This is a genomic window from Streptomyces sp. NPDC097107 (assembly GCF_044762405.1).
In the GTDB taxonomy this organism is placed as follows: domain Bacteria; phylum Actinomycetota; class Actinomycetes; order Streptomycetales; family Streptomycetaceae; genus Streptomyces; species Streptomyces thinghirensis.
The window spans coordinates 153,828-166,706 of record NZ_JBIWEF010000004.1 but is presented as its reverse complement, the minus strand read 5'-3'; the positions used below and the strand labels follow the sequence as shown (position 1 = coordinate 166,706).

The following is a 12,879-nucleotide window of genomic DNA, read 5'->3' as shown; positions in this document are numbered from 1 at the left end:
TCCGTGCCTTCATCTGTCATGCCCACATCCATGAAGGGCGACGGTCACGCGGCGCCGGCCGCCGTCTCCACCGTCGGGCTGCGCAAGTCCTACGGCGACAAGGCCGTCCTCGACGGCATCGACCTGTACATCCCGGCCGGGTCCGTGTTCGCCCTGCTCGGCCCGAACGGCGCCGGCAAGACCACCGCCGTCAAGATCCTCTCCACCCTCGTCACCGCCGACGGCGGCCACGCCCAGGTCGCCGGCCACGACCTCGCCGCCGACCCGCAGGCGGTCCGGGCCGCGATCGGTGTCACCGGGCAGTTCTCCGCCGTCGACGGCCTGATCACCGGCGAGGAGAACATGCTCCTCATGGCCGACCTGCACCACCTCCCCAAGCAGGAGGGACGACGGACCGCCGCCGAACTGCTGGCACGCTTCGACCTCACCGAGGCGGCCAAGAAGCCCGCCGCCACCTACTCCGGCGGCATGAAACGCCGCCTCGACATCGCCATGACCCTCGTCAACAAACCCCGCATCATCTTCCTCGACGAACCCACCACCGGCCTCGACCCCCGCTCCCGCCACAACATGTGGCAGATCATCCGCGAACTCGTCACCGGCGGCGTCACCGTCTTCCTCACCACCCAGTACCTCGAAGAAGCCGACCAGCTCGCCGACCGCATCGCCGTACTCAACGACGGCCGAATCGCCGCCCAGGGAAGCGCCGAGGAACTGAAACGGCTCATCCCCGGCGGACACATCCGGCTCCGCTTCACCGACCCGGCCGCCTACCAGCGCGCCGCCTCCGCACTGGACGACGTCACCCGCGACGACGAGGCACTGGCACTGCGGCTCCCCAGCGACGGCAGCCAGCGCGAACTGCGCACCCTCCTCGACCGGCTGGACTCCACCGGCGTCGACGCCGACGAACTGACCGTGCACACCCCCGACCTCGACGACGTGTTCTTCGCCCTGACCGGCCCCGCCACCCCCAACCAGCCCAAGGAAGCCCTCCGATGAGCTCCCTCTCCCTCGCCGTACGCGACTCCTCCACCATGCTGCGCCGCAACCTGCTCCACGCCCGGCGCTACCCGTCCCTCACCCTGAACCTGCTGCTCACGCCGGTCATGCTGCTACTGCTCTTCGTCTACATCTTCGGCGACGTGATGAGCACGGGCATCACCGGCGGCGGTGCCGACCGCTCCGACTACATCGCCTACCTGGTGCCGGGCCTCTTGCTGATGACCATCGGCAGCACCACGATCGGCACCGCCGTGTCCGTCTCCATGGACATGACCGAGGGCATCATCGCCCGCTTCCGCACCATGGCGATCCACCGCGGCTCCGTACTCATCGGACACGTCATCGGCAGCGTGCTCCAGTCCGTCATGAGCGTGGTCCTCGTGGGCGCCGTCGCCGTGGCCATCGGCTTCCGCTCCACCGACGCCACCGCCCTGGAATGGCTGGCCGCGTTCGGGCTCCTCGTGCTCTTCGCCACGGCACTCACCTGGATCGCCGTCGGCATGGGCATGGTCAGCCCGAACGCCGAGGCCGCCGGCAACAACGCGATGCCGATGATCCTGCTGCCGCTGCTCTCCAGCGCCTTCGTCCCGGTCGACGCGATGCCGGGCTGGTTCCAGCCGGTCGCCGAGTACCAGCCCTTCACCCCCGCCATCGAGACCCTGCGCGGGCTGCTGCTCGGCACCGAGATCGGCCACAACGGGTGGCTCGCGCTCGCCTGGTGCCTGGCTCTCTCCGCGCTCGGCTACTTCTGGTCGAAGGCGGTCTTCAACCGCGACCCGACGTAGCCGGGACGGGGCCGGCGGCGAGGACCCCGGACGCGCCCGAGGGCGGCACCCCCTGCCGGAACAGGGGGTGCCGCCCTCGGTACGTGAAGGACGGTTGATCAACCAGAGGCCGATCAGAAGTCCATGTCACCGCCCGGCATGCCGCCCGGGGCGCCGCCCGCGGCGGCCTTCTCCGGCTTGTCGGCGATGACGGCCTCGGTGGTGAGGAACAGCGCGGCGATGGAGGCGGCGTTCTGCAGGGCAGAGCGCGTCACCTTCGCCGGGTCGATGATGCCTTCGGCGATCATGTCGACGTACTCACCGGTCGCGGCGTTCAGGCCGTGGCCGACGGTCAGGTTGCGGACCTTCTCCACGACGACGCCGCCCTCGAGACCACCGTTGACGGCGATCTGCTTCAGCGGGGCCTCCAGGGCGAGCTTCACGGCGTTGGCGCCGGTCGCCTCGTCACCCGTCAGCTCCAGCTTCTCGAAGACCTGGGAGGCCTGGAGCAGGGCCACGCCACCACCGGCGACGATGCCCTCCTCGACGGCCGCCTTCGCGTTGCGAACGGCGTCCTCGATGCGGTGCTTGCGCTCCTTGAGCTCGACCTCGGTGGCGGCACCGGCCTTGATGACGGCCACGCCGCCGGCCAGCTTCGCCAGGCGCTCCTGGAGCTTCTCGCGGTCGTAGTCCGAGTCGCTGTTCTCGATCTCGGCGCGGATCTGGTTGACCCGGCCCTGGACCTGGTCGGCCGAGCCGGCGCCGTCCACGATCGTGGTCTCGTCCTTGGTGATGACGACCTTGCGCGCGCTGCCCAGGAGGTCGAGCGTGGCGTTCTCCAGCTTGAGGCCGACCTCCTCGGAGATCACCTCGCCGCCGGTGAGGATGCCGATGTCCTGGAGCATCGCCTTGCGGCGGTCGCCGAAGCCCGGGGCCTTGACGGCGACGGACTTGAAGGTGCCGCGGATCTTGTTGACGACCAGGGTCGACAGGGCCTCGCCCTCGACGTCCTCGGCGATGATCAGCAGCGGCTTGCCCGACTGCATGACCTTCTCCAGGAGCGGCAGCAGGTCCTTGACGTTGCCGATCTTGGAGTTGGCGATCAGGATGTACGGGTCGTCGAGCGACGCCTCCATACGCTCCATGTCGGTGGCGAAGTACGCCGAGATGTAGCCCTTGTCGAAGCGCATACCCTCGGTGAGCTCCAGCTCCAGACCGAAGGTCTGGGACTCCTCGACGGTGATGACGCCTTCCTTGCCGACCTTGTCCATGGCCTCGGCGATGAGCTCGCCGATCTGGGTGTCGGCGGCGGAGATGGAGGCCGTGGAGGCGATCTGCTCCTTGGTCTCGACGTCCTTCGCCTGCTCGAGCAGGGCGGCGGAGACGGCCTCGACGGCCTTCTCGATACCGCGCTTCAGGGCCATCGGGTTGGCACCGGCGGCGACGTTGCGCAGGCCTTCCTTGACCAGGGCCTGGGCGAGAACGGTCGCGGTGGTCGTACCGTCACCGGCGACGTCGTCCGTCTTCTTGGCGACTTCCTTGACCAGCTCGGCGCCGATCTTCTCGTACGGGTCCTCGAGCTCGATCTCCTTGGCGATGGAGACACCATCGTTGGTGATCGTGGGGGCGCCCCACTTCTTCTCGAGGACGACGTTGCGGCCCTTGGGGCCGAGCGTCACCTTGACGGCGTCCGCGAGCTGGTTCATGCCGCGCTCGAGGCCGCGCCGTGCCTCCTCGTCGAACGCGATGATCTTGGCCATGTGAAGTGGTCCCTCCAGGACTGGGGGTGATTCCTTCGGACCGCGCCCGCGCCCGCGACGGACGGCTCGCCTGCCTCGTGGTTCCTTCCCCACCCGGCCTGCGGGCCTCACCGACCCGGTCCTTCGTTGTCACTCTCACCTTCAGAGTGCTAACGCCAATGATTAGCACTCGACCCCTCCGAGTGCAAGCGCCTCTCGGGGATCGGCGCGGGTTCCGGGCAGACCGAAGGGCCCGCACCCCATGGGGTGCGGGCCCTTCGGAGAAGACCGCTGACTTGCCGTGGTCGCGCGTCTCAGGCGCTGAGGCGAACCATGTCGGCCTGCGGGCCCTTCTGACCCTGCGAGATCTCGAACTCGACCCGCTGGCCTTCTTCGAGGGTGCGGTAGCCGTCCATCTGAATCGCGCTGTAGTGGACGAAAACATCCGCACCACCGTCGACCGCGATGAAGCCGTACCCCTTCTCCGCGTTGAACCACTTGACGGTGCCCTGAGCCATGCCTAACTCCCCTATTACTGGCCCTTGCACAGATCCGCACTTCGCGGACCCGGGTCAGACCTCACCCCCCACGACCGGGGGCGTGCGCCGGAACGCGTCGACCGCGGCTGAATGTATCTGTCCAACTGCCGTCTGCAACAGGTCAATCGGACGAGAAATCTGGACGCACCCGGTCCGGAATGTGGCAAGAATTCGCCTGAATTCGGGTCAAGTCGGGGCACACAAAAGGAACAAAAGCCGCGAAACACGCCCACACTTTGGCTACATCTGGTCGGACGGGCGGCAGGGATTCCGGGTTCCCGATCTTCCGATCGGGAGCGCGTTCCCCAACTCTACCGCGCTCAACCACATGGAATTGCCCCCTCCGCTTCTCTCACGGAGGGGGCAATTCGATGAACGGAGCGTTACCGCAATTACCGGAGGTAATCGAGGGGCGGGTCAGCCGCCGGCGACCGCCGGGATGATGGAGACGCCGGCGCCCTCCGGGGTCGCGGTCTCCAGGCCCTGCTCGAAGCGGACGTCGTCGTCGTTGACGTAGACGTTGACGAAGCGACGCAGCTTCCCCTGGTCGTCCAGGACACGGGCGGCGATACCGGTGTGGTTCTTCTCCAGGTCGGCGATGACCTCACCGAGGTTCGCGCCGTCGGCGGCGACCTCGGCCTTGCCGCCGGTGTAGGTGCGCAGGATGGTCGGGATGCGAACGGTCACGCTCATGCGAGGCCAGCCTCTCGGAAGGAGTCCAGGTTCGGGCGGATGGTGGCGGTGAGGCCGGTGCCGGCCACCGCGTCGAGGGTCTTCAGGCCGTCGCCGGTGTTGAGGACGACGGTGGTGAGGGACGGGTCCAGGACGCCGTCCTCGATCAGCTTCTTCGTGACGCCGACCGTCACGCCGCCCGCCGTCTCCGCGAAGATGCCCTCCGTGCGGGCCAGCAGCTTGATCGCGTCCACGACCTGCTCGTCGGTCACGTCCTCCACGGCGCCGCCGGTGCGGCGCGCGATGTCGAGGACGTAGGGGCCGTCGGCCGGGTTGCCGATCGCCAGGGACTTGGCGATGGTGTCCGGCTTCTGCGGGCGTACGACGTCGTGGCCGGCCTTGTACGCGGTGGACACCGGCGAGCAGCCCTCGGCCTGGGCGCCGAAGATCTTGTACGGCTTGTCCTCGACCAGACCGAGCTTGATCAGCTCCTGAAGACCCTTGTCGATCTTCGTGAGCTGGGAGCCGGAGGCGATCGGGACGACGAGCTGGTCGGGCAGCCGCCAGCCGAGCTGCTCGCAGATCTCGTACGCGAGGGTCTTGGAACCCTCCGCGTAGTACGGCCGCAGGTTGACGTTGACGAAGCCCCAGCCCTCACCCGCCGAGTCGCCGATCAGCTCGGAGCAGAAGCGGTTCACGTCGTCGTAGTTGCCCTCGATGCCGACCAGCTCACCGCCGTAGACGGCGGCCATGACGACCTTGCCCTGCTCCAGGTCGTGCGGGATGAACACGCAGGAGCGGAAGCCGGCGCGGGCGGCGGCGGCGCCGACGGCACCCGCGAGGTTGCCGGTGGAGGAGCAGGACAGGGTGGTGAAGCCGAAGGCGCGGGCGGCCTCGATCGCCTGCGCGACGACGCGGTCCTTGAAGGAGTGCGTCGGGTTGCCGGAGTCGTCCTTGACGTACAGACCGCCGGTGACACCCAGCTCGCGGGCCAGGTTGTCGGCCTTGACCAGCTTGGTCCAGCCCGGGTTGATGTTCGGCTTGTCCGCCACGTCGGCGGGGACGGGCAGCAGCGGGGCGTAACGCCAGATGTTCGCGGGGCCCGCTTCGATCCGCTTGCGCAGTTCCTCGGTGTCGTACGCCGAGAAGTCGTAGGCGATCTCGAGCGGGCCGAAACACTCCTCGCAGGCGAAGACCGGGCCGAGCGGTACGCGATGACCGCACTCGCGGCAGGTGAGCGCCGCGGCGGGACCCAGGTCGACCGGGGAAGCGGGGGAAGCGGTGGTGTCGGTGGTGCTTTCGACAGTCTGCACAGCCATGTGAGGCGAGGCCCTTTCTCCTCATCTTCCTCACGACGCATCTCGCCGTGAGACGGATTTGGCACCTTCCCTAGCCGGGAGCCTCGCCACGTCCGCGTGACAAGAACCGACTGGAGGGTTGCCGGGGCTTCAACGGGCCGTATCCCTCTGCCCCTCTGGATGAGCGGTCTTCAGTTGTTGTTCGCGCGGCGACCCCGGCATGCGATGGTCACCCGCGTTGTTCAAGACTGTAACCGACGTCCATCGCTGTCGAGATAGTCGTCCGAACCGCGAGATGGATCACAGAGGGAGCCGGAGACCGTGCTGGAAGAAGTCGAGCGCTGGCTGAGCGCACGCTCCTGGTCCGTGGGGGACCGGCCGATCCAGCAGCTCATGGCCGCCAAGCACGCCACCGGGCAGTCGGTCAGCGTGGTGCTCCCCGCACTCGACGAGGAGGCGACCGTCGGCGGCATCGTCTCGGTGATCCGCCGGGAGCTGATGCTGCGGGTGCCGCTCGTGGACGAGCTGGTGGTCGTGGACTCCGGGTCGAGGGACCGTACGTCGGCGGTGGCCGCGGCGGCGGGCGCCCGTGTCGTGCACCGCGACACGATCCTCCCCCGTGTCCCCGCCGTGCCGGGCAAGGGCGAGGTGCTGTGGCGCTCGCTGCTGGTGACCGGCGGCGACATCGTCTGCTTCGTCGACGCGGACCTGCGCGAGTTCTCGGCAGACTTCGTGTCCGGGATCGTCGGCCCGCTGCTCACCGAGCCGGACGTGCACCTCGTGAAGGCCATGTACGACCGGCCCCTCGGCGCCGCTCCCGGCCAGGGCGGCCGGGTCACGGAACTCATGGCCCGTCCGCTGCTCAACATGCACTGGCCGCAGCTGGCCGGCTTCGTCCAGCCGCTCGGCGGCGAGTACGCGGCCCGCCGCTCCCTCCTCGAACGGCTCCCCTTCCCCGTCGGCTACGGAGTCGAGCTGGGCATGCTGGTCGACGCCCTGCACCTGGTGGGCCTGGACGCCCTCGCGCAGGTCGACGTCGGCGTCCGCAAGCACCGGCACCAGGACGGCCAGGCACTGGGCCGCATGTCCGCCGCCATCTACCGCACCGCCCAGCTCCGGCTGGCCCGCGGCCACCTGGTCCGGCCGTCCCTCATCCAGTTCGAGCGGGGCGCCGACGGCTTCGAGCCGCGCACGTACTCCGTGGACACCGAGGAACGGCCCCCGATGACGGAGATCGCGGAGTACGCGGCCCGGAAGGCGGCGTGAGCGTCAGCCGGGCACGCCGTCCGACCAGCGCCAGGTGCCGCCGGAGTCCGGCTCGCAGGTCAGGTACTCACCGCCTGGGCCGCCGGTTCCGGAGCCGGTGCCGCCTCCGGGTCCGGTGCCGGGGTGGCGGCGGCGGTGGCCGAGGCCGGTCACACCGTCCGCACAAGACGCGTGACGCAATCGATGCGGATGTGCCGCCCGACCACGTTTGAGGGTTTCGGGGCCGGGCTAGGTTGAGGCGTATGGCTTCAAGCTTCGGTGCTGCTCAGGTGCTGGTCGCCTCCAACAGGGGGCCGGTCTCGTACGAGGTGCGGGAGGACGGTTCGCTGCACGCCAAACGCGGCGGTGGCGGGCTGGTCTCCGGACTGTCGGCCATCGGGCCGGACGCGGGGGCGCTGTGGGTGTGCTCCGCGTTGAGCGACGGCGACCGCGAGGCGGTACGGCGCGGGGCCGGCGAGGACGGCGTACGGATGCTGGACGTACCGGCCGACGTGCACGCGGACGCGTACAACGGCATCGCCAACTCCGTGCTGTGGTTCGTGCACCACATGCTCTACCAGACCCCGCTGGAGCCGGTCTTCGACGCGGAGTTCCGGCGGCAGTGGGCCTCCTACGAGGCGTACAACCGGGCCTTCGCCGAGGCGCTGGCCGAGGAGGCGGCCGAAGGCGCGGTCGCGATCGTGCAGGACTACCACCTGACGCTGGTGCCGGGGATGCTGCGGGAGCTGCGGCCGGACCTCAGGATCGGCCACTTCTCGCACACGCCGTGGGCGCCGGTCGACTACTTCCGGCTGCTGCCGGACGACATCGCCGAGCAGGTGCTGCGGGGCATGCTCGGCGCCGACCGGCTCGGGTTCCTCACCCGTCGGTGGGCGGACGCGTTCTCCGCGTGCTGCGACGCCGTGGCGGGCGGGGTCGGTGCCACCGAGATCGGCGTGCACGGGCTCGGCGCGGACGCGGACTTCCTGCGGCAGCGGTCGCACGAGGCCGACGTGGACGAGCGGATGGCGGCGCTGCGGGCGGAGATCGGTCAGGGCCCGGACGGGAGCGCGCGCCGGACGATCGTGCGGGTGGACCGGACCGAGCTGTCGAAGAACATCGTGCGGGGGCTGCTGGCGTACCGGGAGCTGCTGGCCGGTCGTCCCGAGTGGCGCGAGCGGGTGGTGCACGTCGCGTTCGCCTACCCCTCGCGGCAGGATCTCGCCGTGTACCGGGACTACACCGCCGAGGTGCGGCGGGTCGCTGATTCGATCAACGACGAGTTCGGGACGGCCGGGTGGACGCCGGTGGTGCTGCACGTGAAGGACGACTTCTCGCGGTCGCTGGCGGCGTACCGGCTGGCGGACGTGGCGCTGGTCAACCCCGTCCGGGACGGGATGAACCTCGTCGCCAAGGAGGTGCCGGTCGTCTCCGACGAGGGGTGCGTGCTGGTGCTGTCCCGGGAGGCGGGGGCGTACGAGGAGTTGGGGGACGACGCGGTGGTGGTGAACCCGTACGACGTGTCGGGGACGGCGGAGGCGTTGCACGAGGCGTTGTCGGTCGGTGCCGGGGAGCGGGCGGAGCGGTCGAAGCGGTTGGCGGCGGCGGGGACGGCGTTGCCTCCGGCTCGGTGGTTCCTTGAGCAGTTGGAGGCGCTGAGGTCTTGATCGCCGGGTGATCCGGCGGCGGGGCTGAGCGGGGGGTGGTGCGCGGCCCGGCGTCGCGGGGTGCCTCCCCCGGAGGGGGAAGCCCCGGCGCCCACCCACGCCGCCCCTGGGGGTACCTCCCAGGCCGTTCAGGCACTGGGGGAGGCACGAATGCCCGCAGGCTGCGGCGGCGGGGGCTGCGGCTACGCGAGCCGTGTGGTCAGGGAACGGAGTAGTCGCACCACTCCCGGCGGGCCGTCGACCACCACGTCGGCTCGTTCGCGGAGGTCGGGGACCTCGTCGCTGCCGCTGCAGACCAGGAGGCCGGGGGTGCCCTCCGTGCGGAGGGTGTCGACGGCCGTGAAGGCGGGGAGGTCGCCGAGGTCGTCGCCGGCGTAGAGCACGGCTCCCGCGTCCAGCTCCCGGACGTACTCCCGCAGGGCGGCGCCCTTGTCCATACCGGGTGGGCGCAGCTCCAGGACCATGCGGCCCGGTTCGACGATGAGACCGTGGCGGGTGGCGAGGTCGGCGAGCGGGGCGCGCAGGGTGTCGAAGGCGGCCTGGGGGTCGGGGGCGCGGCGGGTGTGGACGGCGACCGCGTGGCCCTTCTCCTCGACCCACGTGCCCCGGCCCGCCCCGGAGCGCTCCAGCAGCCCCGGCAGCTCGGCGCGGACGGCGGCGACGCCGGGGTGCGGTTCGGGGGTGGTGAGGGCGCCGGTGGCGGCGTCCCAGCGCTCGGCGCCGTAGTGGCCGAGGACGACGAGGTGATCCAGGCCGGGGACGTCCGCGAAGCCGCCGTGGTGTACCGCGACCTCGGCCGGGCGGCCGGTGATCACCGCGACGGAGGCGACCTTCGGGGCGAGGGCCGCGAGCGCCGGTACCGCGTCCTGGTGGGCGCGGGCCCGGTCGGGGTCGGCGACGATCGGGGCGAGCGTGCCGTCGAAGTCGAGGGCGATCACCGCGCGGCCGGGGGCGGCGAGGAGGGCGTCGAGCCCTTCGCGCCCGGCCGCCGTCGCGGGGGTCGGCAGATGGTCCGGGGAGTCGTCACGGGTGGAGTCCTGGTGGCTGCCCATACCGCGAACCTATCCCGCCGGGGCGGAAGACAATCTCATCGCTGCCTCGCCACTGCCCTACTGCTCCCTCGGCGCCGCCTCACTGCCGCCTCGCCGCCGCCTTGCTGCTCCCCCACCGCCGCCTTGCTGCCGCCTCGCCACTGCCTTACTGCTCCCCCACCGCCGCCTTGCCACTGCCTTACTGCTCCCCCACCGCCGCTTCACTGCCGCCTCGCCGCCGCCTTGCTGCTCCCCCGCCGCCGCCCTTACTACTGCCTCGCCGCCGCCTCACCGCTCCGAGCGGCGCGACTCCCGTATCCGGCGCAGGCGGTTGACCGTCACCGGGTCGGCAGCCAGGGCGCGGGGGTCGTCCAGGAGGGCGTTGAGCAGCTGGTAGTAGCGGACGGGGGCCAGGCCCAGCTCCTCGCGGATCGCGCGCTCCTTCGCGCCGGGGCCGGGGAAGCCACGGCGCTCCAGCGCGAGGATGTCGCGCTCCCTCTGTCCCAGGTCCATGGACGGCACCGTAACGCCCGCCACCGACAGCGGGGCCGCTGCGCCGCTACTCCGCGCTGCCCGCCCGCATCGCCGTCGTCTGGATCTGGCCGAGTACCTCCTCGGGGCTGCCACCGGTGGCGACCGCCTGGCCGATCTGCTTCTTGACGTCCGCGCTGACCGAGGCCCAGGAGGTCTTGCCGACCGGGTACAGCTCGGAGAGCAGCAGCTCGTCCAGGAAGGGCTTGAGCTTCTTGTCCTCGGCGGCCGTGCTCATGACCTGGGACGCGGACGTGGTCACCGGCAGCAGGTCGTACTCGCGGGAGAAGTCGAGGACGTTCTCGTCGCTGTAGACGAAGTCGAGGAAGTCGCCGATCTCCTCCTGGTGGCCGTTCTCCTTGAAGGCCGTCATCCAGTCGGTGACGCCGAGCGTGTTCCGGCTCTCGCCGTCGATGCCGGGAGTGGTCACCATGCCGTACTCGACCCCCTTGTCGGAGGCCATCTTCATCAGCGAGGGGTGCCCGTTGAGCATGCCGACGTCGCCGTTGGCGAAGGCGGCGAAGGCGTCGGCCCGGTCGAGCTCGCCGGGGGCGACCGGGCCGGTGAGGCCCTCGCCGACCAGTTCGTCCCGCAGCCACGTGAAGGTGGTGACGTTCTGCGGCGAGTCGACGGAGTAGGTGCCGACGTCGTCGGTGTAGCCGCCCCCGCCGCTGAGCATCCACTGCATCGTCTCGGCCTGCGCCTCCTCGGCGCCCAGCGGCAGCGCGTACGGGTACTTCACGCCCTTGGCCTTGAGCGCCTCGGCGGCGTCCGCGAGGTCGTCCCAGCTCTTGGGCGGGGTGGCGCCGGCCTCTTCGAAGAGGGCCTTGTTGTAGAAGAGCACGCGGGTGGAGGCCGCGAAGGGCAGACCGTACTGCACCCCGTTGACCTGGCCCGCCCCGGCGAGCTGGGAGACGAAGTCGGCCTGGACCGGGATGGAGAGCACGTCGTCGGCGCTGTAGAGCAGGTCCTTGTCCGCGTAGTCGGAGTAGGCGCCGATCTGCGCCATGTCGGGCGCCTCGCCGGCCTCGACCATCTCGCGGACCTCGCGGTCGACGTCGGTCCAGGAGTGGACGGTGACGTCCACGTGCACGTCGGGGTGCTCGGCCTCGTAGGCCCTGGCCAGCTCGTCCCAGTACTTCTGGGAGCTGTTGGCCTTGCTGTCGCCGTAGTCGGCGGCGACCAGTTTCAGCGTCACCTCGCCGGAGTCTCCGGTGAGCCCGCAGCCACCGAGGACCGCTGTCATGCCCAGCGCGGACACCACCGCGATCGTTCCTGTCCTACGCCGCTGCACCGTGATTCCCCAACCCTGCCGACGACTCGTCGTTCACTGCTTTGCTTACGCGTTCGCTTGTTCGCTTGTTCGCTTAACGGATTAAGGTCTACACCACGGCAGTGGACTAGACCTCTCCCGGGTCAACGGGCCACACTGTCCCCGTGAGACATGTCATCGCCCTCGACGTGGGCGGCACCGGGATGAAGGCCGCCCTGGCGGGGCCGGGGGGCGAGCTGCTGCACCAGGCCCGCCGGGCCACCGGCCGCGACCGCGGGCCCGACGCCGTCGTCGCGGGCATCCTGGACTTCGCCGCCGAACTGCGCGCCTACGGTGCCGACCGGTTCGGCGAGCCCGCCCGCGCCGCCGGTGTGGCCGTCCCCGGCATCATCGACGAGGAGCACGGCACCGCCGTGTACGCGGCCAACCTCGGCTGGCGCGACGTACCGCTGCGGGCGCTGCTCGGCGACCGGCTGGACGGCATCCCGGTCGCCCTCGGGCACGACGTGCGCACCGGCGGGCTCGCCGAGGGCCGGATCGGGGCCGGGCAGGGCGCCGACCGGTTCCTGTTCGTGCCGCTGGGCACCGGCATCGCGGGCGCCATCGGCATCGACGGCCGGGTGGAGTCGGGCGCCCACGGCTTCGCGGGCGAGATCGGCCACATCGTCGTACGGCCCGGTGGCACCCCGTGTCCGTGCGGACAGCGCGGCTGCCTGGAGCGGTTCGCGTCCGCGTCGGCGGTCAGCCAGGCGTGGGCCGAGGCGTGCGGCGACCCGGACGCGGACGCCGCCGACTGCGCCAAGGCCGTCGAGTCGGGTGACGCCCGCGCGCTCGCCGTGTGGCAGGACGCCGTGGACGCGCTCGCCGACGGGCTGGTCACCGCGCTCACTCTGCTGGACCCGCGCGTCCTGATCATCGGTGGCGGCCTCGCCGAGGCGGGGGAAACCTTGTTCACACCGCTGCGGGACGCCGTCCGGCGGCGCGTCACCTTCCAGAAGCTGCCGGAACTGGTCCCCGCGGCACTGGGGGACACCGCCGGCTGCCTGGGTGCCGGGCTCATGGCCTGGGACCTGCTCAGCACCACGCCTACGACCGCGACTCCCCGGAGGTAACCA

13 protein-coding genes and 1 riboswitch are annotated in these 12,879 nt (G+C 70.6%); of the genes, 5 read left to right on the top strand and 8 right to left on the bottom strand.

Annotation, left to right across the window (positions count from 1 at the left end; genetic code table 11):
• Positions 1-18 precede the first annotated feature (18 nt).
• Positions 19-1,002 carry an ATP-binding cassette domain-containing protein gene (locus ACIQ1J_RS10925; RefSeq protein WP_403556045.1) on the top strand — a complete coding sequence of 328 codons (984 nt, stop codon included), beginning with the start codon at positions 19-21 and terminating at the stop codon, positions 1,000-1,002.
• Entirely contained in the window at positions 999-1,790 is a 792-nt protein-coding gene (locus ACIQ1J_RS10920; RefSeq protein WP_403556043.1) for an ABC transporter permease, read from the top strand. The genes ACIQ1J_RS10925 and ACIQ1J_RS10920 overlap by 4 nt, the downstream gene beginning before the upstream one ends.
• Before the next feature lie 113 nt (positions 1,791-1,903).
• Here ACIQ1J_RS10920 and groL read toward each other — a convergent pair whose 3' ends face one another.
• The 4 genes from groL to thrC all read right to left on the bottom strand — a co-directional run bounded on the left by groL (position 1,904) and on the right by thrC (position 6,038).
• Positions 1,904-3,529: a chaperonin GroEL gene (groL, locus tag ACIQ1J_RS10915; RefSeq protein WP_121747677.1), complete on the bottom strand. Its 1,626-nt coding sequence runs from the start codon at positions 3,527-3,529 to the stop codon at positions 1,904-1,906.
• 293 nt (positions 3,530-3,822) lie between these two features.
• Complete coding sequence (locus tag ACIQ1J_RS10910; protein WP_004929928.1) at positions 3,823-4,026, bottom strand: cold-shock protein; 204 nt, start codon at positions 4,024-4,026, stop codon at positions 3,823-3,825.
• A gap of 438 nt (positions 4,027-4,464) precedes the next feature.
• The gene (locus tag ACIQ1J_RS10905) at positions 4,465-4,740 is read right to left on the bottom strand and encodes a MoaD/ThiS family protein (RefSeq protein ID WP_121747678.1); all 276 of its coding nucleotides are present in this window, start codon (positions 4,738-4,740) and stop codon (positions 4,465-4,467) included.
• The gene (thrC, locus tag ACIQ1J_RS10900) at positions 4,737-6,038 is read right to left on the bottom strand and encodes a threonine synthase (protein WP_403556040.1); all 1,302 of its coding nucleotides are present in this window, start codon (positions 6,036-6,038) and stop codon (positions 4,737-4,739) included. Before thrC ends, ACIQ1J_RS10905 begins: the two co-directional genes overlap by 4 nt.
• An 18-nt stretch (positions 6,039-6,056) precedes the next feature.
• A riboswitch (SAM riboswitch) is annotated at positions 6,057-6,204 on the bottom strand.
• A 134-nt stretch (positions 6,205-6,338) separates the two neighbouring features.
• Here thrC and ACIQ1J_RS10895 point away from each other — a divergent pair.
• Positions 6,339-7,283, top strand: coding sequence for a glucosyl-3-phosphoglycerate synthase (locus ACIQ1J_RS10895; protein ID WP_210962331.1), 945 nt, complete (start codon positions 6,339-6,341; stop codon positions 7,281-7,283).
• A gap of 3 nt (positions 7,284-7,286) precedes the next feature.
• Here the strand turns inward: ACIQ1J_RS10895 and ACIQ1J_RS10890 are convergent, their stop codons facing one another.
• Entirely contained in the window at positions 7,287-7,436 is a 150-nt protein-coding gene (locus ACIQ1J_RS10890; protein ID WP_403556038.1) for a hypothetical protein, read from the bottom strand.
• Between the two features lie 89 nt (positions 7,437-7,525).
• On the opposite strand from ACIQ1J_RS10890, the gene ACIQ1J_RS10885 reads away from it, so the two are divergent.
• Positions 7,526-8,929 carry a trehalose-6-phosphate synthase gene (locus tag ACIQ1J_RS10885; RefSeq protein ID WP_403556036.1) on the top strand — a complete coding sequence of 468 codons (1,404 nt, stop codon included), beginning with the start codon at positions 7,526-7,528 and terminating at the stop codon, positions 8,927-8,929.
• 182 nt (positions 8,930-9,111) lie between these two features.
• On the opposite strand, the gene otsB is transcribed toward ACIQ1J_RS10885, so the two are convergent.
• From otsB to ACIQ1J_RS10870, 3 genes are all read right to left on the bottom strand, one after another.
• Complete coding sequence (gene otsB, locus ACIQ1J_RS10880; protein ID WP_403556034.1) at positions 9,112-9,981, bottom strand: trehalose-phosphatase; 870 nt, start codon at positions 9,979-9,981, stop codon at positions 9,112-9,114.
• A 267-nt stretch (positions 9,982-10,248) separates the two neighbouring features.
• A complete protein-coding gene (locus tag ACIQ1J_RS10875; RefSeq protein ID WP_210962334.1) occupies positions 10,249-10,473 on the bottom strand; it encodes a DUF3263 domain-containing protein in 225 nt (74 codons plus the stop codon).
• 46 nt (positions 10,474-10,519) lie between these two features.
• On the bottom strand, positions 10,520-11,737 hold the full coding sequence (locus tag ACIQ1J_RS10870) for an extracellular solute-binding protein (protein ID WP_403556636.1): 1,218 nt from the start codon (positions 11,735-11,737) through the stop codon (positions 10,520-10,522).
• A 230-nt stretch (positions 11,738-11,967) separates the two neighbouring features.
• On the opposite strand from ACIQ1J_RS10870, the gene ACIQ1J_RS10865 reads away from it, so the two are divergent.
• On the top strand, positions 11,968-12,876 hold the full coding sequence (locus ACIQ1J_RS10865; RefSeq protein WP_403556634.1) for an ROK family protein: 909 nt from the start codon (positions 11,968-11,970) through the stop codon (positions 12,874-12,876).
• The last annotated feature ends 3 nt before the right edge of the window (positions 12,877-12,879 follow it).

Coding starts and splice junctions, on each gene's coding strand:
- ACIQ1J_RS10925 (WP_403556045.1), top strand. CDS start 19: ATGCCCACATCCATGAAGGGCGACGGTCACGCGGCGCCGGCCGCCGTC.
- ACIQ1J_RS10920 (WP_403556043.1), top strand. CDS start 999: ATGAGCTCCCTCTCCCTCGCCGTACGCGACTCCTCCACCATGCTGCGC.
- groL (WP_121747677.1), bottom strand. CDS start 3,529: ATGGCCAAGATCATCGCGTTCGACGAGGAGGCACGGCGCGGCCTCGAG.
- ACIQ1J_RS10910 (WP_004929928.1), bottom strand. CDS start 4,026: ATGGCTCAGGGCACCGTCAAGTGGTTCAACGCGGAGAAGGGGTACGGC.
- ACIQ1J_RS10905 (WP_121747678.1), bottom strand. CDS start 4,740: ATGAGCGTGACCGTTCGCATCCCGACCATCCTGCGCACCTACACCGGC.
- thrC (WP_403556040.1), bottom strand. CDS start 6,038: ATGGCTGTGCAGACTGTCGAAAGCACCACCGACACCACCGCTTCCCCC.
- ACIQ1J_RS10885 (WP_403556036.1), top strand. CDS start 7,526: ATGGCTTCAAGCTTCGGTGCTGCTCAGGTGCTGGTCGCCTCCAACAGG.
- otsB (WP_403556034.1), bottom strand. CDS start 9,981: ATGGGCAGCCACCAGGACTCCACCCGTGACGACTCCCCGGACCATCTG.
- ACIQ1J_RS10875 (WP_210962334.1), bottom strand. CDS start 10,473: ATGGACCTGGGACAGAGGGAGCGCGACATCCTCGCGCTGGAGCGCCGT.
- ACIQ1J_RS10870 (WP_403556636.1), bottom strand. CDS start 11,737: ATGACAGCGGTCCTCGGTGGCTGCGGGCTCACCGGAGACTCCGGCGAG.
- ACIQ1J_RS10865 (WP_403556634.1), top strand. CDS start 11,968: ATGAAGGCCGCCCTGGCGGGGCCGGGGGGCGAGCTGCTGCACCAGGCC.